The organism is Sphingobium limneticum, assembly GCF_008710165.1.
GTDB classification, from domain to species: domain Bacteria; phylum Pseudomonadota; class Alphaproteobacteria; order Sphingomonadales; family Sphingomonadaceae; genus Sphingobium; species Sphingobium limneticum.
Genome location: NZ_VYQA01000001.1, coordinates 237,627 through 259,711, shown reverse-complemented (window position 1 = coordinate 259,711; position 22,085 = coordinate 237,627). Strand labels below are relative to the sequence as shown.

General features: G+C 63.0%; 19 protein-coding genes and 1 riboswitch. Of the genes, 8 read left to right on the top strand and 11 right to left on the bottom strand.

All coding sequences use genetic code 11. The annotated features are described in order from the left end of the window. Positions 1-23 precede the first annotated feature (23 nt). Both F4U95_RS00970 and F4U95_RS00965 read right to left on the bottom strand, forming a co-directional pair. Positions 24-965, bottom strand: a complete 942-nt coding sequence (locus tag F4U95_RS00970) for a FecR family protein (protein WP_120253137.1) — start codon at positions 963-965, stop codon at positions 24-26. Between the two features lie 81 nt (positions 966-1,046). Further along, complete coding sequence (locus F4U95_RS00965; protein ID WP_120253136.1) at positions 1,047-1,619, bottom strand: RNA polymerase sigma factor; 573 nt, start codon at positions 1,617-1,619, stop codon at positions 1,047-1,049. 413 nt (positions 1,620-2,032) lie between these two features. Beyond that, positions 2,033-2,282: riboswitch (cobalamin riboswitch) on the top strand. A gap of 180 nt (positions 2,283-2,462) precedes the next feature. Here F4U95_RS00965 and F4U95_RS00960 point away from each other — a divergent pair. The 5 genes from F4U95_RS00960 (at position 2,463) to F4U95_RS00940 (ending at position 9,592) form a co-directional block, all read left to right on the top strand. Further along, positions 2,463-4,580 (top strand): TonB-dependent receptor, encoded by a 2,118-nt coding sequence (locus tag F4U95_RS00960; protein WP_120253135.1) that lies wholly within the window; start codon positions 2,463-2,465, stop codon positions 4,578-4,580. Positions 4,581-4,764: 184 nt separating this feature from the next. After that, positions 4,765-6,189 (top strand): sensor histidine kinase, encoded by a 1,425-nt coding sequence (locus F4U95_RS00955; RefSeq protein ID WP_232016271.1) that lies wholly within the window; start codon positions 4,765-4,767, stop codon positions 6,187-6,189. Continuing rightward, the gene (locus tag F4U95_RS00950) at positions 6,156-6,866 is read left to right on the top strand and encodes a response regulator transcription factor (protein WP_120253134.1); all 711 of its coding nucleotides are present in this window, start codon (positions 6,156-6,158) and stop codon (positions 6,864-6,866) included. The genes F4U95_RS00955 and F4U95_RS00950 overlap by 34 nt, the downstream gene beginning before the upstream one ends. Before the next feature lie 109 nt (positions 6,867-6,975). Next, the gene (locus F4U95_RS00945) at positions 6,976-8,832 is read left to right on the top strand and encodes a methanol/ethanol family PQQ-dependent dehydrogenase (protein WP_120253133.1); all 1,857 of its coding nucleotides are present in this window, start codon (positions 6,976-6,978) and stop codon (positions 8,830-8,832) included. A 109-nt stretch (positions 8,833-8,941) separates the two neighbouring features. Next, positions 8,942-9,592 carry a pentapeptide repeat-containing protein gene (locus F4U95_RS00940; RefSeq protein WP_120253132.1) on the top strand — a complete coding sequence of 217 codons (651 nt, stop codon included), beginning with the start codon at positions 8,942-8,944 and terminating at the stop codon, positions 9,590-9,592. Positions 9,593-9,663: 71 nt separating this feature from the next. On the opposite strand, the gene F4U95_RS00935 is transcribed toward F4U95_RS00940, so the two are convergent. Continuing rightward, positions 9,664-11,817 carry a TonB-dependent siderophore receptor gene (locus F4U95_RS00935; RefSeq protein ID WP_120253575.1) on the bottom strand — a complete coding sequence of 718 codons (2,154 nt, stop codon included), beginning with the start codon at positions 11,815-11,817 and terminating at the stop codon, positions 9,664-9,666. 299 nt (positions 11,818-12,116) lie between these two features. On the opposite strand from F4U95_RS00935, the gene F4U95_RS24880 reads away from it, so the two are divergent. The 3 genes from F4U95_RS24880 to F4U95_RS00920 are packed head-to-tail and all read left to right on the top strand — an operon-like array spanning position 12,117 to position 14,859. Continuing rightward, a complete protein-coding gene (locus tag F4U95_RS24880) occupies positions 12,117-12,431 on the top strand; it encodes a hypothetical protein (RefSeq protein WP_197716465.1) in 315 nt (104 codons plus the stop codon). Beyond that, on the top strand, positions 12,428-14,488 hold the full coding sequence (locus F4U95_RS00925) for a TonB-dependent receptor domain-containing protein (protein ID WP_232016269.1): 2,061 nt from the start codon (positions 12,428-12,430) through the stop codon (positions 14,486-14,488). The genes F4U95_RS24880 and F4U95_RS00925 overlap by 4 nt, the downstream gene beginning before the upstream one ends. Further along, a complete protein-coding gene (locus F4U95_RS00920) occupies positions 14,485-14,859 on the top strand; it encodes a hypothetical protein (protein WP_232016267.1) in 375 nt (124 codons plus the stop codon). Before F4U95_RS00925 ends, F4U95_RS00920 begins: the two co-directional genes overlap by 4 nt. Before the next feature lie 33 nt (positions 14,860-14,892). Here the strand turns inward: F4U95_RS00920 and F4U95_RS00915 are convergent, their stop codons facing one another. The 8 genes from F4U95_RS00915 to F4U95_RS00880 form a co-directional block, all read right to left on the bottom strand. Beyond that, on the bottom strand, positions 14,893-15,591 hold the full coding sequence (locus F4U95_RS00915) for a YoaK family protein (RefSeq protein WP_120253572.1): 699 nt from the start codon (positions 15,589-15,591) through the stop codon (positions 14,893-14,895). 17 nt (positions 15,592-15,608) lie between these two features. Beyond that, positions 15,609-16,985, bottom strand: a complete 1,377-nt coding sequence (locus F4U95_RS00910; RefSeq protein ID WP_120253131.1) for an alginate export family protein — start codon at positions 16,983-16,985, stop codon at positions 15,609-15,611. Further along, positions 16,978-17,406 (bottom strand): DoxX family protein, encoded by a 429-nt coding sequence (locus F4U95_RS00905; protein WP_150411813.1) that lies wholly within the window; start codon positions 17,404-17,406, stop codon positions 16,978-16,980. Before F4U95_RS00905 ends, F4U95_RS00910 begins: the two co-directional genes overlap by 8 nt. A 1-nt stretch (position 17,407) precedes the next feature. Then, a complete protein-coding gene (locus tag F4U95_RS00900; protein ID WP_425505027.1) occupies positions 17,408-18,274 on the bottom strand; it encodes a VOC family protein in 867 nt (288 codons plus the stop codon). A 443-nt stretch (positions 18,275-18,717) separates the two neighbouring features. Further along, on the bottom strand, positions 18,718-19,392 hold the full coding sequence (pyrF, locus tag F4U95_RS00895; RefSeq protein WP_120253128.1) for an orotidine-5'-phosphate decarboxylase: 675 nt from the start codon (positions 19,390-19,392) through the stop codon (positions 18,718-18,720). Further along, positions 19,389-19,739: a lipopolysaccharide assembly protein LapA domain-containing protein gene (locus F4U95_RS00890; RefSeq protein ID WP_120253127.1), complete on the bottom strand. Its 351-nt coding sequence runs from the start codon at positions 19,737-19,739 to the stop codon at positions 19,389-19,391. The genes pyrF and F4U95_RS00890 overlap by 4 nt, the downstream gene beginning before the upstream one ends. A gap of 34 nt (positions 19,740-19,773) precedes the next feature. Beyond that, positions 19,774-20,643, bottom strand: a complete 870-nt coding sequence (locus F4U95_RS00885) for an aldose 1-epimerase (protein ID WP_120253126.1) — start codon at positions 20,641-20,643, stop codon at positions 19,774-19,776. Between the two features lie 17 nt (positions 20,644-20,660). After that, positions 20,661-22,073, bottom strand: coding sequence for a sugar porter family MFS transporter (locus tag F4U95_RS00880; protein WP_120253125.1), 1,413 nt, complete (start codon positions 22,071-22,073; stop codon positions 20,661-20,663). Between the last annotated feature and the right edge of the window lie 12 nt (positions 22,074-22,085).

The following is a 22,085-nucleotide window of genomic DNA, read 5'->3' as shown; positions in this document are numbered from 1 at the left end:
TCGCGCATTTTACGAACGGTGTCTTATCGCGCCAGGCGATAGCCGTTGGGGGTGGTCGTGACCTGTGCGTTCAGGCTGAGCGATACGGCTTTCAGAAACTGGTCGGGGCGTGACAGGTCGAAGCGGCCGCCGATTTTTTCCTGCGCGAGTGCGGCGTCGACGACGATGATTTTCCGCGGAAGGTAGCGATTGAAATCTGCCGCTGCGTCGGCGACCGATTGATCGATGAAGATGATCTCACCCGCGCGCCAGGCCATGAGCGAGGCGACTTGTTCGCTGCTGTGGGTTTCGACCCGATGCATGCCGTCGCCTTCGACGATGATCGACTGGTTGGGCTTCAACGCCTCGGCGTCTGCGGTGTCGCGCAGGGGCATGGCGGGGCCGTCCACCAGGGTTACTTTCACCCGGTCGTCCGTAACGCGGGCATCGAACAGGCCGGGTGTGAGCGACAGCGATCCCGCATCCGCGTGAAAGATGGCGCTGTCGCGGCCGCGCAGGTCGAGCGCCACTTCACCGCGCTCCAGGCGCAGCGCCCGCTGCTTTTTCGAGAACTGCCATGACAAGGACGTGTCGGTGTTGAGGTAGGCGATGCTGCCGTCCGGCAGGTTGACGCGCCGGGTTTCGCCCACGCCCGTCGTTGCATTGTCCCAGGCATAGGCGCGCTGCGCGACGAAGCCGGATCCGATGACGGCGAGCGGCACGCCGACAGCGGCGATCCGGAGCCATTGACGACGGGTGAACGCGGGCGCTTCATCCGTGCGCGGGTGAAGCGCTGCCGGGGATGCGGTGGCGATCCGCTCCCAATTGGCAACGACGCGCGCGTAAGCGACGGCGCGAGCCGGATCGCCGCGTCGCCATTTTTCGAAATCATCTGCATGTGCCGTGCCCGCCTCCAGCGCAGCGAACCATCGCGACGCTTCGGCAATGAGGGCGTCCTGACCCAGCGGATCCTTAGAAATCGTCATCTGTCGTTCGTTATATTCGCCAATCGGGCCAATCCATGAGGGGGATCAATCCCTTCCTTCTATCTAACAGGCGCTTGCCGGTCAGAGAAGCATCTTCTCCTGCGACTGTTCCGATACGTCGTCCATGGCCGGTTCGTAAGGGGTGAGGGCATGGGTCAACAGTTGGACGGCGCGGGCCAGACGCTTTTCGAATGTGGAGATACTGATGCCCAGATCGTCGGCTATGGCGCGCGGACTTTCTTCGCCGAAACGGCGACGGACAAGGGCGATGCGACAGCGGTCGGGGAGTGCGGCGATCGCCTGATGCACGCGGGCCATTTGCGTGCGGGCGGCGACGATGCGGAAACTGTCAGGCATGTCGTCGGCGACATCGGTTATGGCTGGAGCAGGCATGGGTTGCATGGTGACGACACGGGCCTGTCGGATACGGTCGATAGAATGGCTGTAGATCATGCGCATCACATAGCCGGGCGGATTGGCGATGGCGGTCCAGCCGTCGAGCGTGAACAGCTTGGCATAGACTTCCTGCACGATGTCGCCCGCTTCGTCTTCGTCACGCACGGTGCGGCGCGCATAGGCGATATAGGCGCTTTCGTGCGGCAGGACTTCGTCCACGAACCAGCGGTCAATAGGGCGAACATGAAGCGCAGTCACGACTGTGAACTCGGAATATCATGGGAGGGCGGCTGGTGAGTAGGTCGATAAAATGTAAGTTTTGCGACATCCCAGAGAGATTATTCCGCTTGCGATATCAGGCGTCGGCCTGTCCTGCCCCGATCCGATGCGCCTTAAATCCGCCGGATTGACGCGCCGCCCGCCCGTCCTTTGGCGGTAAGGACGATGCTCCGCAGGGATGGCGGTATCGTCATCCATGTGACCTCGATCAACGACGACTCCCGCTGCTGGCACCGAATATGTCATCGACGGCGGAACCGTACCGACGGCGTTATGAGGGAGGCAATATTATAGAAGCCGATCAGTCCGCTGAAGAACAATGCGGAAGTCTCTTGCGCCGGCAACATGAGAATCATAGATGGGTGTGTCGATGCGGCGCCTTTGGGAGCCGAGGAGACAAAGATCGCGTCGGTTCCCCGGAAACGGGGATTAAAATGGGAACATGGTGAGGATGGTGCGAGCCGTCCAAATCCAGGGCTGTCCCTGCAACTGTAAGTGGCGAGCGCGATATACATGAGCAGACGGCATTGCGACCGATCTGCCAGCCACTGGGCCGGACGCTAAATCATGCGAGGCCTGGGAAGGCCGTATATCAAGCGATGACCCATGAGCCAGGAGACCTGCCGGCGTCTGGTCGCTCTTGCCTTGGTCCAGGGGATGGCCGCGGCACGGTAACTCCGTCTGAGCGACGAACGAGCGGCTGGGGCCGCATCGGACGCTGTGTGTCGGCCGCCCCTGGCGTCCGGCCGATGCCGGCTGCCGACCGTTCGTGAACGGCACGCCCCCGCCCGATTGTCGTGCGATGCCGAACGGGGGTTGAATATGTTGAAATGTGCACCGGCTGCGATTGCGGCCTTCTCTCTTGTTGCGCCTGGCGCTTTTGCCCAACCGTCTGCCGAAGACACGGACGAGGCGGCCATCATCGTCACCGGCGTCGTCGATCCGCTGCGCCTCAACCAGAAAAATGACGGGGCGAGCCGGCTTGGCCTTACCGCGCTGGAAATGCCGGCCAGTGTCGAAACGCTGGATGGCGACGCCATTCGCCTGCGCGGCGACCTTACCATTCAGGATGCTGCCGCGCGCGCGACGGGCATCGTCAACACGTCGGGCGTGTTCGGTTTCGGCCTCTCTGCGCGGGGCTTTACCGGGCAGAATTCGGTCATGACCCTGTATGACGGCATGCGCATGTACAATAATACGCTGACCTTCCCCGCCGATCCGTGGATGGCGCAAAGCGTGGAGATTTTGCGCGGCCCGGCTTCAGTCCTTTATGGCGAAGGCGCGATCGGTGGCGCGGTCAACGTCGTGCGCAAGCAGCCGTCGGACAATATGCAGGTCAGCGGGCGCGTAGGCGTGTCGTCCTATGACAGCTTCAATATCGGGGTCGGCGCAGGCGGCCCGGTTACGGACGGTGTCGCTTTCCGCGCGGATGCCAGCGTTCGCCGGTCCGAAGGGTGGATGACGCGGGGCGACGCCGATGCAGTGGCGCTGGCCGGCGCTATCCGGCTGAAGCCCGCCGCGAATCTGAGCATCACTCTGTCCCATGACTATAGCGAACAAAATCCCCGCACCTGGTTTGGCGTGCCGCTCGTCAATGGCGCGCTTGATCGCTCGATCAGGAAGAACAACTATAATGTCGCCGATGCCCGGCTGCGCTTCCGCGACAATTGGAGCCAGGCGAAAATGGAGTGGCAACCGTCGGACGCATTGACCATCCGGAGCATATTCTATCATTTGTGGGCGAACAAATATTGGAAAAATGCCGAAACCGTCACCTATGTGCCGGCGACGGCCAGCAATGCCGCGCAGGTCCGCCAATCCAGTTTCCTGGAACTGTACCATATACAAAAACAGACCGGCAACCGTACCAGTGCGACGTTGAACCATGGCGTCGGCGGACTGGACAATAGTCTGGTGATCGGCTTCGACGTCAATCGCATCAGTTACAAGAATGTCAGTAACAGCGGCAATAATGCAACGCGCTTGGTCGATGCCGCCAATCCCGATCCGGGGCTGTTCCTTCATCAGCCTGGCGCACCGACCAAGCCGCGCTACACCAATCGCATCCGCCAATATGCGCTGTTTGCCGAGGATCGACTGAAGTTCAGCGAGCAATTCTCGCTGGTGGGGGGCCTGCGCTACGATCGGCCGGAAATTACCAAGACCGACTATGTGAACGCGGCCAACAACTTCGTCGCCACCCCCGATGCGGTGACATGGCGCATGGGCGCGGTCTATAATCCGGTGCCGTCGCTGGCGCTCTATGGCCAATATGCCACGGCGGCCGATCCGGTCGGCGCGCTGGTGTCCACCAGCATGGCGCAAAGCGATTTCGACCTGTCGACCGGCCGGCAATATGAGGCAGGGATAAAGCATATCTTCTGGGGGTCGCGCGGGCAGTGGACCTTGGCCGCCTATGATATCGTCAAGCGCAAGCTGCTGACATCCGACCCGTTGATTCCCACTATTCAGGTACAGGTGGGCCAGCAAAGCTCACGCGGCGTGGAGGCTTCGCTCTTCCTTGAGCCGATCGACCGTCTCAGCATCATGCTCAATGGTGCGCTGGTCCGGGCGCGCTATGACGATTTTGCGGAGTCGGTAGGCGGCGTGCTGTTCCAGCGGGCCGGTAACCGCCCTAGCAATGTGGCGGCAAAGACCGCTAACGCGTTCGTCAGTTGGGAGTTTGCCGATAATTGGGTGATGGACGGTGGCGTCAGCCATGTCGGCAAACGGTATCAGGACGCGGCGAACAGCCGGATCGTCCCGGCCTACACGCTCACCGATGCAGGGGTGCGCTGGCAATTTGTCGAGGGGGCGAGTGCCGCGCTGCGCGTGCGCAACATCTTCAATGAGACTTATGCCCGTGCCACTTATGGCAGCAGCCAGTGGGTGCTGGGCGACCCGCGCACGGTCGAGGCGACGCTGCATCTCGCTTTCTGATGTAACGCGCATGACGCGGCGGGGGCCATCGGCTCCCGCCGCGTCATCTGCACCATGTCCTTCCTGACGGACGTGATGGCGGCCGACGCACGTCCTGCATCCTCCCTTGGTATAAGGGACGTTGCGCGAGCCATGATCTAGCCTTTCGCCAAGCCCTGCAGAGGCTGGGGACTGGAGAGGATATGTGGTGACTCTGGTGGGATTTCGGGGTCTGTTCCTAACCGGTGCCATCGCCGTCGCGATGGGCCTTGGCGCTTTGCTGGGCACTATAATCTACCTGCAAGGATCGACGCATCAATTCGCGCGGCGAGCAGATATGGCGCAGCAGCAGGCTTTGCTGCTGGCACATATCGACGCGGAGTCGGCCCAGCTCTTGCTGAACCGTTCCACCACTGCCCAGACCGAATTGGGTGTGGCGGTCAAAGCCTATTTTGCCAGCATCGCCGAGGAAACGACGCTGATGGGCGATGATGCGTCGGACCTTGGCTATCAGGCGCGGGAGGAAGCCAATGCCAGGCATCTGCTCCAGCTGCTTCAGTCCGGCCCGGGTGCATTGCCTGCAATCAGACAATTGGTTCGCAGCATAGCGGCGCAGGAGAATAGTGAAGCGCAGGTCGCAACGCAGCAGGCGCAGCAAGCGCAGATCGGTGCATGGCGACTGATATCGGTCATCATCTGCCTATTGTTGGCCCTGCCATTCGGTGGGGCTTTCTTCCTGTGGCGGCATCTGGTGGTTCCGCTTGCGGCTCTGGCCAACGCGACCCGTTCCATCGCGCAAGAGGATGATCGCAAGCCGTTGCCCGGCAGCAGATTGCGGGAAGTCCGGCAATTGATCGCGCATTTCGAGGATATGGCGCTGGCGGTCGAAGACAAGGTGATCGCGCGGACACGCGAGCTGCAAAGATTGAACCAGCAGCTGGGCGAAACCGATCGCCGCCGCCGCCTTTTCCTGTCCAAAGTCAGTCATGAACTGCGCACGCCCGTCACCGTCATGCGGGGTGAGGCAGAGGTGGCGCTGCGCATGGATGGCGACGTGTCGGTTCTGCGCGATGCATTGCAGCAGATATTGGACAGCAATCTCTTTCTGGAACGGCGGCTGGACGACCTGTTGACCCTGGCCCGTGCAGAGGACGGGGCGTTGCCGATACGGCAGGATCGGGTCGATCTTGCACAATTGGCGCGTGAGGTCGGGCAGAGTGCTTTTTCCTTTGCCCATGCCAGCGGCATCCGGCTGGAACTGGAGGCGCTGGATCGACCCATGCCCATCATGGGCGACGCAGACCGTTTGCGGCAGGCGATGCTGGCGCTGGTGGATAATGGGGTCAAATTCTCTCCCCCCGGCAGCACGATCCGATTGCACGGAACCCATACAGATGGGGAGGTCGGGATCGTCATCGCCGATGAGGGGCCGGGCGTCGCGGATGGCGAACTGGACCGCATCTTCGACCCCTATGTGCAAGGGAAAGCGGGCCGATCGCTGGGCGGCACCGGGCTCGGCCTGTCGCTGGCCCGCTGGATTGCCCAGGCTCATCAGGGCCGGATCAGCGCCTATAACAGGGATGAGGGAGAAGGATTATGCGTGTCGCTCAGGCTGCCGGCGCGGGTTTGAGGATATTACTTGTGGAGGATGATCCGGGCATTGGCCGGTTCGTCCATCGCGGCCTGACGGCGGAAGGCTATGCCGTGGAATGGCAGACATTGGGGCGCCGCGCGCAGTCACGGCTGGCATCGGGTCAATTTCATGCGGCCATTCTGGATCTGGGCCTGCCCGATGCGGATGGTGCCGACCTCTGCCGAGAGGCGCGCGCTAAGGGCAACGACCTTCCCATCTGCATGCTGACCGCGCGCGCGGAACTGGAGGACAGGCTGGACGGCTTTCGCTGCGGCGCGGACGATTATCTGACCAAGCCCTTTTCGTTCGACGAGTTGCTGGCGCGGTTGAACGTAATGATCCGGCGCAGCGCCGTCCAATCTCAGGACCGGATCGTGCTGGATGGATTGGTGGTCGATGTGCGCGGCAGGGCCGCGCGGGTGGAAGAAGTATCGCTCCCCCTCAGCCGTCGCGAGTTCGACCTGCTCCACTGCCTGGCGCGTCAGGCGGGGCAGGTCGTCACCAGAGGGCAGATATTGGATGAGGTGTGGGGACAGGATGCGGAGGTCACCGAAAATGCGGTGGACGTCTATGTCGGCTATCTGCGCAAGCATCTTATCCGCCATGACGGGGCGCCCGACCTTTCGACCGTGCGCGGGGTCGGGTTCCTGCTGCGGCATCGGACCAAAGCATAAGTCAGTCTGAGCGCTTTCTCATAAAGCCATCAGGACCATCTCATAAAACGCCGCCTACTCTTGGCTTCGACAAGCGGGAATGACCGCAGTCTGGCTTTAGGAGGATGCGATGATGGGAAGACGGGGGCGTCTGATGGCGTGCGCCATGGCGGTGCTGGGTGCGGCACCGGTGGTCGGCCAGCCGGCGGCGCAGAAGCATGATTTCAAGCTGCCCGGCGTGACCTGGGAAGACATATTGGCGGATGATAAAAGCAACGACAATGTGTTGATGTATGGCTTGGGCGTGAAAGCGCAGCGCTATAGCGAGTTGACCCAGATCAACAGTGAAAACGCGAAGAAGGTCGTGCCCAAATGGGTCTTCTCCTTCGGCGACGAACGGCAGCGGGGACAGGAAAGTCAGGCGCTGGTCTATGACGGCGTCATCTATGTCACCGGTTCCTACAGCCGCGTGTTCGCGCTGGATGTGAAGACCGGCAAGAAGATATGGTCCTACACCGCCCGCCTGCCCGACGATATCCGTCCCTGCTGCGACGTCGTCAATCGCGGCGCGGCCATTTATGGCGACAAGATCTTCTTCGGCACGCTGGACGCGGGGATGGTGGCGCTGGACCGCAAGACCGGCAAGGTCGTGTGGAACAAGAAGTTTCAGGATCACAAGGCCGGTTACACCATGACCGGCGCGCCCACGATCGTGAAGGACAAGAAGACCGGCCGGATCATGCTGATCCACGGATCGTCGGGCGACGAATTCGGCGTGGTGGGCGAACTATACGCCCGCGATCCCGACACGGGCGAGGAAATTTGGATGCGCCCGATGGTGGAAGGGCATCAGGGTCGCCTGAACGGCAAGCCGTCGAGCTTCACCGGCGATCCCAAGGCGCCCAGTTGGCCCAATGACAAGGACGGCAAGAAGGTCGAGGCCTGGAATCACGGCGGCGGCGCACCGTGGCAGTCTGCCACCTATGACGAAAAGACCAACACCATCGTCATCGGCACCGGCAACCCCGCGCCGTGGAATACGTGGAAACGCTCGCCGGGCGACAGCCTCTATACGTCGGGTCAGGTCTATATCGAGCCTTCGACGGGCGAGCCGGTCGGCTTCTTCCAGCATACGCCCAACGACGCCTGGGATTTTTCGGGCAACAACCCGATCGTGCTGTTCGATCTGGAGAAGGACGGCAAGACGATCCGGGCGGGCGCCCATGCCGACCGCAACGGCTATTTCTTCCTGACCGACCTCGACAAGCTGACCAAGCGCGACGGGAGGATCAGCAAGCAGAAGGGCAGCGCGCTCGGCATTTATCCCTTCGTCCCCAATATCAGTTGGGCCAGCAAATGGGATGTCGCCAACGGGCGGCCGATCGAAAATCCGGGCCAGCGCCCGCCGCCGCCAGCGCCGGGCAAGGACAAGGGCGAGAGCATCCGCGTCACGCCCAATTTCCTCGGCGGTACCAACTGGATGCCCATGTCCTACAATCCCGGCACCGGCCTGTTCTACATCCCGTCCAACGACTGGTCGGAAGATTACTGGACCGAAAATGTCACCTATAACAAGGGGGCCGCCTATCTGGGGCAGGGTTTCCGCATCAGGAAGCAGTTTGACGACCATGTCGGCGTGCTGCGCGCGATGGACCCCAAGACCGGTAAGATCGCCTGGGAAGCCAAGGAACATTTGCCGCTGTGGGGCGGGAACGTCACCACCAAAGGCAATATCGTCATCCAGGGCACCAGCGATGGCTATGTGAAGATCTTCAACGCGAAGACCGGCGAGGAGCTTTGGAAGTTCCAGACGGGGTCCGGCGTGGTGTCCGTGCCGATCGTCTGGGAAGAGGATGGCAAGCAATATATCGGCCTCGCCTCCGGCTATGGCGGCGCGGTGCCGCTATGGGGCGGCGACATGGCAGACCTGACCCGCACGGTCAGCCAGGGCGGCTCCTTCTGGGTGTTCGAACTGCCCGACGCCTGAATTATCTTGGCGCGGCGCCGACACGCCGCGTGAAGCGCCCGGCCGGACATGCGACCTCCCTCGCGTCTTCGGCCGGGCACCCTCTTTCGCCCATGGATCGGAATATCCCATGCGCCTGATTGTCCTTTCACTGCTGGCCGTCTCGGCTGTCACGCCTGCCCATGCTCAGCAAAAGATCGTCAATATAGAAGAGCGTCCGTCCCCTTGGGTCGTGAACGGATGTACCATCGCCCCGCACACCGCCTGTCCGGGGGCGGACCTGCGGTTTGCCGATCTGGCGAACGCCGATTTGACGGGCGCCGACCTGAATGGCGCCAAATTGTCGCGCGCCGATCTGCGGCATGCGAACCTGACCGGCACCAATTTGGAAGGCGCGGATCTGGAAGGGGCAGACCTGTCCATGACATTCCTCAATGGTGCGCGGCTGACTGGCGCATCGCTGCGTGGCGCCAATCTGGCCTTTGCCCGGGCCGGTCATGCGACGTTCGACGGCGTCGATTTTACGGCGGCGACTTTGGAAAAAGCGCTGCTGAAAGGCGCGTCATTCAAAAGCGCAAAACTGATCCATGCAGATTTGCTGGAAGCGAAATTCTACGAAGCCAATCTGGAAGGGGCTATCATGGATGCGTCACGCATCCGCTTTGCGGTGTTCCAGGACGCCTGGATGAAGGATTGCTCCGGATGTCCGGCCAATTGGCAAAGTGGCGACACGGTCTGGCAGACGGAGGAAAAGGAACGGCTACGCAATCAGGTACGCTGAACGGCGATGCCTGCGCTGCTGATGCAGCGGAGGCAGTCCAGTGCGAATGAAGGGGCGCCACGATCATGCGCTTACAAGCTGCCCCTGAGCGTGAAGATCAGGCTGCGGGGCGCGGCATAGCGCGCGCTGCCAGTGGATAGGCCCGAATAATAGGTCTTGTCGAAGACATTATCCAGATGTGCGGCCAGCGTCAGATGGTCGGAGAAACGATATTGCGCCATCAGGTCCAGTGTCGCCAGGCTGCCCTGTGTGTAGAATACGCCATTTGGCCCCGCATATTCGGTGCGCCCCTTGCCCTGCCATTGCAGGTTGCCGCCGATCGTCAGCCCATCCAGATCGCCGGGCAGCCGATAGGTGGTGAACATCTTGAAACTGTCCTTGGGGGTTTGTGGCAATTGGCGCACGCCATCGCGATCTTCCGATCGCGCATTGGCAAAGCCGCCCGCAACGCGCCATCCGGGCAGAATCTCGCCATTCACTTCCAGTTCGAAACCGGACGATTTCATGCCTGATACGGCGTGATATGCGGTGCTGCCGTCGGGGGCGAAGATGCCATCGCCATCGGCAATCGCATAATTGTCCTGCTTCATGCGGAAAACTGCGGCGCTCGCAGCCAGGCGCCCGTCGAAGAAATCGGCCTTCAGGCCAGCTTCATAGGTATTCCCTTCCAGCGGTGCCAACATGTCGCCGTTCACGGTACGCGCCGTCTGCGGCTCGAACACGCTGGCATAGCTGACATAGGCCGAAAGGGTCTTGGTGATGTCGAGCACGGCACCGACATAGGGGGTCAGCACGGCCTTTTCCCGAGTGCCGGGGGTCCATGTCCGGGGACCGGTCACGCCCTGCGCATAGCTGTCCTGTTTCCACCATGTCAGTCGGCCGCCGATGATGATGGACAGGGGCGAAATCGGCTTCAGGCGCGCGACACCGGCGGCCGCGCTGGTTTTGACGCGATTGCCGGCCAGGCTGCCGGTTGCCGACAGGTCGGGTTTCAGCACGTCGCCGGTCTTGAAATATGTCAGCGCGTCGATCGACTTCATATAGTCTGGGCCGTCCCACCAGCCGGGATAGGGGGTCTGGTCGTCGTTGAACTGGGCATGGCTCAGCGTCAGCGCGATATGCTGTTCCTGTCCCAATGCGTCGAAGCTGCCGCGCAAATTGGCATAGACGGCATCCAGCTTGAGGTCGGATGCCCAGCGGGTGGCGTAGAACGTACCGCCAAGGCCCGTATTCTTGTCGATCGCCGTGCCGAAGAAATAGCCGATCGTCTCGTCATAGGAGCCAGATTTATGTTCGGCGTCGATCTGCAGATGCCATCTCGGATCGAAATCATGCGCGATGGAGGCGAAGATGTTGGTGCTCTTGCGGCTGAAGTCCGACCAATTCGCCCCGCCATTGGTCGATCGCGCGAAATGGGTCTCGCTACCGTCGGTGAAATAGAGCGGCACGCCGCCGCGCGATGCGCCGGTGCTGCGGAAATTCTGATATTCCACGCCGGCGGTCAGCAACGTATTGGGGGCCAGGTCCGCTTCGATCACGCCGTACAGCGCCTTGCGCTTGATATGCTCGCGATCGATGAAGGTGTCATTATCCTGCCAGGCACCTGCGACGCGTGCGCGCACCCGGCCGTCGGATGTCAATGCACCGCCCACATCGCCCTCGATCCGGTACATGTCCCATGATCCGACCCGGGCCGATACGCTGGCGCGCAGATCGGTGCCTGGGCGCTTGCGGATCATGTTGATCGCGGCGGCGGGATTGCCGGTGCCGGTGATCATGCCTGCCGATCCGCGGATGACCTCGACCCGTTCATAGGCGACTAGATCGGCCGTATCCTCGGTAAAGCCATAAAGATTGGTCGGGCGTGCGACGCCATCGACCAGATAGTTTTTGACCGCCACGCCGCGCGCCGTGTAGGCGGTGCCGTCCGTGCCGAGGGCGCTCGTCCGATTGGACTGGATGCCCACGACCTGATCCATCACGTCGGAAATTTCGTACAGCCCTTGCTCCTGCATGCGCAGGCTGTCGATGGCGGTCACCGATTGCGGCGTTTCGCGCGACGAAAGGTGGAGGCCGGTCGTTTCCGTCTTGCCCGTGACGATGATGGAATCGGCATCGATGTCACCTGCCGGAGCCTGCGCATAGGCATGGGCGGCGCTCAGCAGGGCCAGGGCGACGGCCGAGGCGCCGGAATTGCGGGCAAGAAGCTTGACGGTAACGGACATGGCATGGCCCCCCAAATTGATCATTTGCATTGCGATCGACTGTCTGTGCGAATCTCTCATCCGCTTGCTGCGGGCCATTAATGAGATTGACTCTCATATGCAATGTAACATTATAGAAATAATATTTCGGTCGGATTGTGAAGATGGCCAGCGGGCCATGCTGCAGCGGCAAAGGATTTGAAGGCGTTAGGTGCCAAAAAACGGGTTGGCCTTGGAAGGATGACGAGATTGATAGTATATGCTATTGCGAATCCATCGCAATTAATCTAGGCGCCGCACATCATTTTTAGGGGCGGACGATGGCAGCGCAACTCATTGCCGGTTTCCAGAATTATCAGACCGATCTGGACCGCTGTCCGGTCCGGCGGACCGGTGGTTTCGCGCTGGTGACCGACATTGCGCAGGCAGCCGATGTCCGCATAGCGCCTTCTCCCGAACCGATACGGGACGTGCCGCCCCGTCCGGAAAAGGGACAGAAGGAAGCGGCCAAAGCCGCTATCGATCAGCCCACGGTCGAGCCGCCGAAACGCGCGCAGCCGCTGCCCAAGCCACCTAAGGATGTCATTGGCGACACGATCGAACGGATCGTCCCGGTAGAGTTTTTCATGCGATGAATCTGACCCTGTTCTTTTCCAGCTTCGCCGCCGTGGCGGTAACGCCCTCCGACGATCAAGTGCGGCCGGATATGGCCACACAGCATCCCACGCACCCGCCGGTGATACCAGCCGGTCCCAATCCGGTATATCCGGCAGACTTTTACGCGCCTTTCCAGCCCCAGACGGCGCTCGACATGCTGGAACGGACACCGGGCTTTTTGCTGTCGGAAGGGTCGAGCCTGCGTGGCTTCGGCGGCGCGGCGGGCAACGTCCTGATCGACGGCCAGCGTCCCACGGTAAAGGCTGGCGGGATCAGCCAGGTGCTGCGCCGGATCAGCGCCTCGCGCGTGGAACGCATCCTGCTCTTGCGCGGCACGGACGCGGCCGAGGCGCAGGGGCAGACGCTGGTGGCCAATGTCATCCTGCGCACCGATGCCGGGGGCTCGGGCAATGCGTCCGTCACGGTGCGCCATACGTCCGATGGGCGCTTGTCCCCCTCCGCACAGATCAGCCATGCCCGCCGCATCGCCGGCTGGCAGACCAATGTCGAACTGTCCGGGGAAGTGGCGCGCTTCCCGGCCAAGGGCCTCTATTATAATCGGGATGCGGCAGGTCAATTGACGCAGACCCGGTTCGAAAAGACGACGGCCAAGGCACCCGAATGGGGGCTGGCCGCCTCCACGTCCGGCGCGGTTGCGGGCGGCGCGCTGACCGTCAATCTGCGACTGAACAAGGATGGTTTCCGCTCCCGCCGCGCCATCGACATTTTTGCGGGCGAGCGGGACGGCGCGCCCCGGGCGATGCGTGATATCGTCTACGAAGAAAAGGGGAAAAGCGCCGAATTGGGCCTCGATTGGACCCGCGCGATTGGATCGGGCTGGACCACCAAATTGGTCGGCCTCGCCCGGCTGGAGGACGGCGCCACGGATGAAAATTATGCCGAGCCGGGCTATCAGGGCGTCTCCTCGCTTCGACAAAAGCCGCTCGAACTCGTCGGCCGCAGCACGCTGACGCAGGAGGGCGACCATGTGATCCGCCCGGAACTGGGCATGGAAATCGCCTATAACCGCTTGTCGAGCCGGCTGGATTATGCGGAGGATGTGGGCGGCGGTCTGTTGCCGGTCAATCTTGCCAATGCCGATACGCGCGTGTCCGAATTGCGCGGCGAAGCCTTTGCCAATCTTACCGTCAAACTGGCCGGCACGCTCAATCTGGAAAGCGGCATGGCCTTTGAGATGTCGCGCATCCGCGTCGTCGGCGACTTTCCGAACGAACAGAGTCTGTCCTACTGGAAGCCCTCGGCCGCGCTCGTCTGGTCGCCAACGGGACGCACGCAACTGCGCGTCGGTGTTCGCCGGACGGTGGATCAACTCGACTTCGGCGATTTTGCCGCATCGGTGAACCAGGCCGATGGCAGGCCGCTTGGCGGCAATGCCGGCCTGCGTCCCGCTCGCGTGACCCGCGGGCTGGCCCGGATCGATCATCGCTGGGGCAAGGGCGGCGCGATCGCGGTCGAGGGCTATCATCAATGGCATCAGGGGTTGCTTGGCTATCTGTTGCTGCCGTCGGGGGACGAGGCTTTGGGCACGATCGGCAATGCGCGCCAATGGGGTGTCACGGCGCAGGCGACCTTGCCGCTCGACGATGCGATACGCGGCGCGCGGCTGACGCTGGACGGCACGCTGCGCGGCTCGCGCTTGCGGGATCCGGTGACGGGCGGGGCTCGGCACATGGACGATATCTCGCCGCGCAGCCTGACCGCCGAATTTCGCCATGATGTGCCCGCACTGCGATCCTCCTGGGGGATAAACTATGCGGCGGCCGAGCGCGGGTCGGTCTATTATACAGGCGAATGGCTGGCCTGGCGCGACGACGCCTTGTGGGGCGCCTATGTCGAAACGAGCGCGCTGGCCGGGTTCAAGACGACCCTGAAAGCCAGTGCCATCAACGGGCAGGATACGCACCGCCTTCGCCGCTTCTACACGCCCAGCCGCGCGGGTACGGCGTCGGGACTGGAACAGCGCGATCAATGGCAGGGCGCAATCCTGTCGCTGACTGTGGCGCGCGCCTTATGAAGCGGACCACCCTGCCGCTGCATCGCCGCACCCGGGTAGAACGCCGGGTGCTGGCCTTCATACGCGGCGAATGGTCCAGCCATCCGGACCCGCGCGCCGTCCGCTGTTTCGCCATTCTGCATCGTCTGGCAGAGCGGCGGGGCCTGGGCATCCAGCCGCCCGGCACATCCTATGTCAGCGAAGGCGAACTGGCGTTATTGTCTTGGATCGCGAGCAGCCAGCGGACAAGCGCGACCAGGCAGCCAGCAAATGATTGGCGACTGGCCGTGGTGACGGCCCGGTGCGGTCAATGGCTAAACCGGATGCGGCTTCGATTGTCGCCATTGACCCTGCACAGCGGACCGGACGGCACCGTCGCGTCGGGCCGGTGATGTGACGCCGAGGCTTGGTGCGGCCAGCCACTCCTATCCATGGGGCAAAGCGGCGACCGGATGCCGCACGCACAGCAACGTCCCTGTCAGCACGATGAAGCCTGACAACAGCAACGGCAGGGCCAGCCCCAGATGGATCACCATCACCGCGCCCAGGGCCGCACCGGCGAAGATGGCGACGATCGCCCCGACCCGGCGGGCAAGATTGGGATTCCCGCCCCCCGCCAGGCTGGAGTCCGCCGCGATTCCCGTGACTGTCAACGTCAGGACGGTGGTGGTCAGGTCGGGCACCTTCAACTGGCGGATGGTCGCATTGCGAAATCCCATGGCGATGGCGGTCAGGGTGATGATGGCGAACAGGGCAGCGGTGGGTTTCAGCGTCGGCACGTCAAAGCCCAGCGCAACGCCCGCCGCGATCCACAACAATGCCGCCTCGATCAGCGCCGCGATGGTCAGCCACTGGCGCAGCGGTCGCTTGCCAAAGCGCTGCCCCACGCGCCCGGCGACAAGAGCGCCGAGAAAGAAGGTGAAAAGCGCGACCAGATAGGGCGCGACCTGAAATCCCGGCGCCTGCGCTGCGGCAAAGCCCAGAAAGACGACATTGCCCGTCATGTTGGCCGTGAACACCTTGCCCAGGCCCAGAACGCTCACGGCGTCGATCAGGCCGGTCGTGACCGACAGCAACAGCAGCAGGCCGGGCAGGGGAGAGGGGGAAGAAGGCGAAGTCGGCATGGCGATGCTCCTGAAGTTCAAAAACGGAAATTGGCTTCGAAACCGGTCATGGCGATGGTTTTCGCCGGGCCGGTCTGGCGGATGAAGGCGCCGGGCGCAAAGAGCGACAGCGACGTGGACAGTTCCAGTTCGGGCGTGGCCTGCCATGCCAGCGTCGCTTCGGCTTCCTTGCCGATGAAGCGGGCGCGGCTGTGGTCGGCGGCGCGAATGAGATTGCCGGGAATATCGTACAGGCCGTCGTTCCAGGCATAGCGCCAATAGGCCATGGCAGCGATGCTGGCGGAAAAACCATTGCCCAGCGGCGCGCTGATCCGGGGATTGACGCTGATGATGTTGGTCGGGCCGACAGGTGACAATTCGCCGAAATATTTGCCCTTTGGAAATAGCGCGTTGAACGTGCCCAGCGTGCCGTCACCGCGATGCCGATCGCCGCTCACGATGTTGAAACGCAATGTCGCATCGGGTGACAGGGGCAGGGCGTCCAATGTCCGGCCGACTTCGGTGCCCAGCGTCCAGGCGGCAATGCGCTGCTCCTCATGATGGCCGAACTGCCCGACGGCCTCCACATTCCAGTGCCATTGGTCCCGTGCGCCATGGAAGCGCAAGCCGATGCTGTGACGCACCTCGCGCCCGATCCGTCCGCCAAAGCGCGCGGCGCGGTTGCGATAGCCCAGATAATAGAGGTCGAATTGCGGCAATGTCGCATAGGCGCCCCATAATCTGCGCGTGTCGGAGGTGCGATCGTCGAAGCTGTCGGGACCAGCCTGCACCGGATTGAGCAGGAACAGATCGATCGCGCGTCCTTTGCCCAGCGACAGGCTGCCGCGCACGCCGTCGAACGCCAGCGGCATATTGGGACCATAGCGGGTGCCGACCAGCCTCTCGGTGCCTAGCGATAGCATCTGACGTCCGCCCCGCAGCATGACCGGGCCAACGGCGACCTCCGCAAAGCCCTGAAGCATGTCGACCCGGCTCTGATCGATCGGACTGGCCGATGGCGCGACGCCCATGGCATAGCTGATGATCGGCTGGGCGAAGGCGCGCACATGCACGCCATCCGCCGCGCCGACATGCAGGTCCGCGTAGGGCATGGCTCGCGCCCAGACATAGCTGTCGTCCGGCGCTTCGGCCCCACCCCACAGATTGTCGGCATAATTTTCGTTGCGCACCCGCACTTCCACGCCGGTGGAAAGCCAGGCGTCCGGCCCAAGCGGGATATATTTGAATGGACCGGTCCAATGGCGGCGCCGTTTTTCCGCATCGGCCAGGTCCGACCAGTCTTCGTCATAGCGGGGGATCGACAGGGTCGGCGCCTGCCAGGCTTCGGTCGTCTGCGCGGCCAGCGGGCCGGACGCACAAAGCGAAAGGAGGAGGCAGGCGCGATATTTAGGCATCGCGCCGCGCCCGCCCGGCCACCAGCGCGATCAGGATAAACCCGCCGATCAGGCCCAGATGTTCGAAAAAGGCGTTGGTGGCCATGAAACGGTCCTGCCCCGCCGGCATCGTCCAGAAGGCGTTGGCCGTGAAGGCGGCCAGCAAGGTGAAGATGCCCAGCATGCCGGCGCCCAGCCAGACCAGCCGCCCGGTCAGGATCAGCAGCGGGCCGACCAGTTCTATCCCGATGGTCAACGCGGCCCATAGCGCGGGCGGGTTCATCCCGAAATGCGCCTGTTCCGCGACGGCGCCTGACCAGTCGGCCAGTTTCACGCCGCCTCCAAGCATATAGGCGCCGACCAGCAGCAACCGCGCGACGAACCAGGTCGGCCGCCAGTCCAGGATCGTCGCGACGAAGCGGGGGCTATGCTCGCTACGCATCTTATTGCGCCGCCGGGCTGTGGATTTCGGCGATGTAGCCGCCGGGAAAGCGCAGGATCGCGCTTAGCCGGCCGGCAACGGCCTTGGGCGTGACCAGCGTTTCCACGCCTGCGGCGGATGCCTTTGCCAGTGTGGCGTCAATATCGGCAACGGCATAGCCGGTCATGTCTCGGCCATAGGGCCAGGGCAATTGCCCGTCCGATACGAACAGGGTCATCTTGCCATAGCCGCTCTGGATCGCGACGCGGCGGATCGTCTTGCCGGTCTGTCCGATTTCCTCGCCCTTTGCGGCATGATCGTCGGAAAGGATCTTGCCATGGGCAAAGCCGGTCCAGCCCTTGATGAAGCGGTCGGCCGCATCGGCGGTCAGGTAGACGCGGTTTTCCGGCACGCTGGCGAGCGCTGGATAGTTGGGCTTGGCGGTGTGCCAGTATAGCTGCATGTTCACGCCGCCGGGCCACTGCACCACCGCGTCGCGGCCGATCGGATCGGGGAAGGTGGTGATGCGGCGCACGGCGCCATGGGCGACCGCCGATGCGACCGCCGCGTCCATGTCGCTCACCAGATAGCCTGTACGCTCGTCGCCGAAGGGATAGGGGATGGGCGTCTTGAAACCGAAGACGGACACGGTGCCGGCGGGGGTGAGCGCCAGTTGCGACTTGGTCAGGCTGGGCGTGGGCGTAACCTGAAATTCGCCCTGTTTCGACGTGGTGCCGCCGAATGTCGCGACGAAGCTGGTGACGAAGGCATCGAACTGGCCTTCGGGCACATAGACATGGGTCGTGTCATATTGCGGCCCGACGGCATAATCGGCGCTTCCGACGGGCTTGGCCGATAACGGCGTGGCGATAGGGGCGGCGGCGACCATCAGGGTCGCCATGATCATGGACAAGCGTGTCATGCCTGTTGCTCCGACAAGAAAGGGCGGGGTTGCCCGGTGAGGACTTGTCTAGGGGCAGCAACAAAAGCAAAAAATCCGAATAATATCGACCGTGATGTTCTATATTATCGAATAGTAGGGTGGTGCCTAACTTGAGGGCGGACGGCGGGTCTCGCCGGATCGATATGATTTCCCGTTATCGGTGATTGCGAGCGAAGCGAAGAAGTCCGAGGATGGCTTGGCCTTCGCCTGCTTTTAGCTCGACAGTCTCGCAGTGCCGGTGCGGGCCATTCTATGCCAACAGGCACCGACATAAAGCCATGCCCCTGTTCCCCGGCGTAGGCCGGGGCCAGTTCCATGCTCTCTTCTCGATAGGCGTAACATGCCTCCCATCAACCGCGCCGGGGCGCGGAGAGGCATAGATGCCGGTCTTACAGGGTCGCTTCAATCTCGCGCGCGGCCAGATCCGGATCCTCCGCCTGGCTGATCGGACGGCCGATCACCAGCATCGATGCGCCCCGATCCAGCGCTTCGCGCGGGGTCACGGCGCGCTTCTGGTCGCCCATCGCGCCGCCGATGGGGCGCACGCCGGGCACCACGAAATAACCATCATGCCAGGCCGCCTTGGCGATCGCCACTTCCGCGCCGGAACAGACGATCCCGTCCAGCCCCGCGCTCTGCGCCAGATCGGCCAGGCGGCGGACCTGATCCTCCGCTTTCCCACCGACGCCGATGTCCAGCAGGTCGCCATCGTCCAGGCTGGTCAGCACTGTCACGGCCACCACCTTGGTATTGATCCCGGCTGCGGCCTTCGCATCCTCCAGCATGGCGCGGCCGCCGGCGGCATGGACGGTCAGCACCGCCGGCTCCAGCATATGCAGCGCCTGCACGGCCTTGGCCACCGTATTGGGAATGTCGTGGAGCTTGAGGTCCAGGAAGATCGGCAGCCCGAACTTCATCATTTCATGCACGCCATGATGCCCATTGGCGCAGAAGAATTCGAGGCCCAGCTTCAACCCGCCGACATGATGCCGTACCTGACCGGCCAGCGTCTGGGCCTTGGTCAGGTCGGGCGTGTCGATGGCGACATAGATGGGGCTGCTCATGCTGGTCCTGTAACGATTGGAGTTGGAGTGGGCGAATCCGCCATGCCGGTCAGGCTGGGGGCGTCGGAAAAGGCGGGCGATGGCGGCGGCGCGGCGGTGGCCGTGGCGACCACCAGCGCACGTTCCGTGCTGTCGAGCCGACGCTTCAAGCGCCAGCGCGTCGCTCGCGCCATGATCCAGAAGGGCAGGGCGCCGAGCAGAAATGCGCCGATCAGCAGGACGGGCAGTTTGGTTTCCATCACCATGTCGCCCCACAGGCGCACGGTCACGGGCACGTAGTTCGCCATGCAGAAGAAGGCGAGCGCTACGGCGATGACCACCCAAAAGGCTGTCCGCAAAAATTGCATAGGCTAGACCCTCTTTCCGTTGCTGAAGGGCAGCTTAGGCGATTGCGGCGGATTTCGGAAGCGCTTGCTCGATTTTGTCGATGGCGATGGTCATGGACAGGCACGCCGTCTCGCCGGGCGCCAGGATCGGCATGCCGTCCCGGTTGATCGCGTCGGGCATGTGGCTCACCGGCTCCAGACAGAAAAACGCCTCGCCGGGCGGGCGATAGACATGCAGCCAGTCCGCGCCGGTGGCCGTCATCGTCAGCCGCACCCCGTCGCTGCGCTGGACGATCGCCGTCCCGTCCCAACCGGCATAGGCATTGTCGACTAGGCTGGTGCCGCGCACGATGGCGGGACGCGACCAGTCACCCAGCATGTCGGCGGGGGCCTCTCGGTCGGGTAGCATGCCGGGCGTGGACAGCCACAGGCCATGCGCGCCGAAAGTCAGCATAGCGGCCTCATCCGCCAGAAAATAGGGGTGGAAGCCCAGCCCGATCGGCATCGCCACATCGCCGATATTGGTGGCGGACAACGAGATGGACAGCTGTGATGGCGTCAGCGCCACTTTCTGTTCGGCCCGATAGGCAGACGGCCAATGGTCGTTGCCGCGATGCTCATGGATCAGCCGCGTGGACGATTTACCTGTCTCACTCGCTGTCCAACTTGCCTGCCAGCCAAAGCCATGGATGCTGTGCGGATGGTCGCCGAAATTGAGCGGCAGTTGATAATCCGCGCCTTCGAAGGCGAAGCGCCCGTCCGCGATCCGGTTGGCGTAGGGCACCAGCGGGAAACTCGCCATGGCGAGCGGATCGCCGGCCCCCTCCGGCGCGCGGCGCAGGAGATCGACGCCGTCCAGCGACAGTCCCAGCAGTGAACCGCCGACAGCGGGCGAAAAGGCCGCTTCCAGCCCTCCCGCCCGCAGGATGATGGCATCCTTGCTCAGCCTTCCATATCCTCAAGCTCGCGACCCTTTGTTTCATGCACCATGGCACGGACGAAGAAGAAGCTGATCAGCGCGAAGAAGGCGTAGCCGGTGTATGTGACGACCAGCCCCGGCGATACGGCCAGCGCCGGGAAGCTGACGGAGATGGCGGCGTTCGCGATCCACTGGGCGAAGCCGGCGACGGCCAGCCCCGATCCTCGGATCTGGTTCGGGAACATCTCGCCCAGCATCACCCACATGATCGGACCCCAGCTGAGGTTGAAGAAGATCACATAGAGGTTGGCCGCGATCAGCGCCATCAGGCCGTTATGACCGGGCAGCGATACTGCGCCGTTCGCGCCGGTGACGGCAGTGGAGAAGGCATAGGCGACGATCGCCAGCGTCACGGCCATGCCGGCCGATCCGATCAGCAGCAACGGTTTGCGACCGATCCGGTCCACCAGCATGATCGTGCCCAGGCACGCGCCGATCGACAATACGCCAGACAGGATGTTGATCTGAAGCGCATTATCTTCCGAGAAGCCGACGGCCTCCCACAAGGTCGCGCCATAATAGAAGACGACGTTGATGCCGACCAGCTGCTGGAATACGGCCAGGCCAATGCCAGTCCATACGATCGGGCGGATCTTGCCGGTGGTCTTGCTGATCAGGTCGCTCAGTTTGGGGCGATGATGATCGGCGGAGAGGCTGGCCCGGATTTCGGCGACCTTGCGCGCGGCTTCCTGCGGTCCGAACAGGCGGGTCAGCACGGCCAGCGCGCGATCGTCATGCCCGCGCGCGACGAGATAGCGGGGGCTTTCCGGGATGACGAGCAGCGCCAGGAAATAGATGGCGGCCGGGATCGCCTGCAACCAGAACATCCAGCGCCAGGCCGGGAAGTCCAGCCATAGCGGCGCGGTGGACCCGCCAGCGTAGCGGGCCAGCACGAAATTGGCGACGAACGCGCCAGTAAGGCCCGAAATGATCATCACCTGCTGCACCGACGACAGCCGACCGCGCACATTGGCGGGGGTGACTTCGGAGATATAGACAGGCGAAATGACGCTTGCTGCGCCCACGCCCAGCCCGCCGATGATGCGCGCGATGATGAAGATGGCGGAGGAACCGGCGGCACCGGCGACCAGCGCGCTGACCAGGAACAGGATCGCCGCCAGCATCATCACGCCGCGACGGCCGATGATGTCGGCCATGCGCCCCGCGCCGAACGCACCGATGGACGACCCAACCAGAATCGCGCCGACATTGATGCCGATGCCCAGCTTGCCCAGGTCGAAGGCGCTTTCCAGCCCCTTTTGCGTGCCGTTGATGACGCCACTGTCATAGCCGAACATGAACCCGCCGATCGTGGCCACCGCCACGATCGCGGCGATAAAGGCCATGTTGACCTTTTCCGCGCTCCCCTCACTCATCCGTCTTCGTCC

Coding starts and splice junctions, on each gene's coding strand:
- F4U95_RS00900 (WP_425505027.1), bottom strand. CDS start 18,274: ATGGTCGCCGCCGCCCCTATCGCCACGCCGTTATCGGCCAAGCCCGTC.
- F4U95_RS00935 (WP_120253575.1), bottom strand. CDS start 11,817: ATGTCCGTTACCGTCAAGCTTCTTGCCCGCAATTCCGGCGCCTCGGCC.
- F4U95_RS00905 (WP_150411813.1), bottom strand. CDS start 17,406: ATGCGTAGCGAGCATAGCCCCCGCTTCGTCGCGACGATCCTGGACTGG.
- F4U95_RS00940 (WP_120253132.1), top strand. CDS start 8,942: ATGCGCCTGATTGTCCTTTCACTGCTGGCCGTCTCGGCTGTCACGCCT.
- F4U95_RS24880 (WP_197716465.1), top strand. CDS start 12,117: ATGGCAGCGCAACTCATTGCCGGTTTCCAGAATTATCAGACCGATCTG.
- F4U95_RS00925 (WP_232016269.1), top strand. CDS start 12,428: ATGAATCTGACCCTGTTCTTTTCCAGCTTCGCCGCCGTGGCGGTAACG.
- F4U95_RS00945 (WP_120253133.1), top strand. CDS start 6,976: ATGATGGGAAGACGGGGGCGTCTGATGGCGTGCGCCATGGCGGTGCTG.
- F4U95_RS00915 (WP_120253572.1), bottom strand. CDS start 15,591: ATGCCGACTTCGCCTTCTTCCCCCTCTCCCCTGCCCGGCCTGCTGCTG.
- F4U95_RS00920 (WP_232016267.1), top strand. CDS start 14,485: ATGAAGCGGACCACCCTGCCGCTGCATCGCCGCACCCGGGTAGAACGC.
- F4U95_RS00880 (WP_120253125.1), bottom strand. CDS start 22,073: ATGAGTGAGGGGAGCGCGGAAAAGGTCAACATGGCCTTTATCGCCGCG.
- F4U95_RS00910 (WP_120253131.1), bottom strand. CDS start 16,985: ATGCCTAAATATCGCGCCTGCCTCCTCCTTTCGCTTTGTGCGTCCGGC.
- F4U95_RS00950 (WP_120253134.1), top strand. CDS start 6,156: ATGCGTGTCGCTCAGGCTGCCGGCGCGGGTTTGAGGATATTACTTGTG.
- pyrF (WP_120253128.1), bottom strand. CDS start 19,392: ATGAGCAGCCCCATCTATGTCGCCATCGACACGCCCGACCTGACCAAG.
- F4U95_RS00890 (WP_120253127.1), bottom strand. CDS start 19,739: ATGCAATTTTTGCGGACAGCCTTTTGGGTGGTCATCGCCGTAGCGCTC.
- F4U95_RS00970 (WP_120253137.1), bottom strand. CDS start 965: ATGACGATTTCTAAGGATCCGCTGGGTCAGGACGCCCTCATTGCCGAA.
- F4U95_RS00960 (WP_120253135.1), top strand. CDS start 2,463: ATGTTGAAATGTGCACCGGCTGCGATTGCGGCCTTCTCTCTTGTTGCG.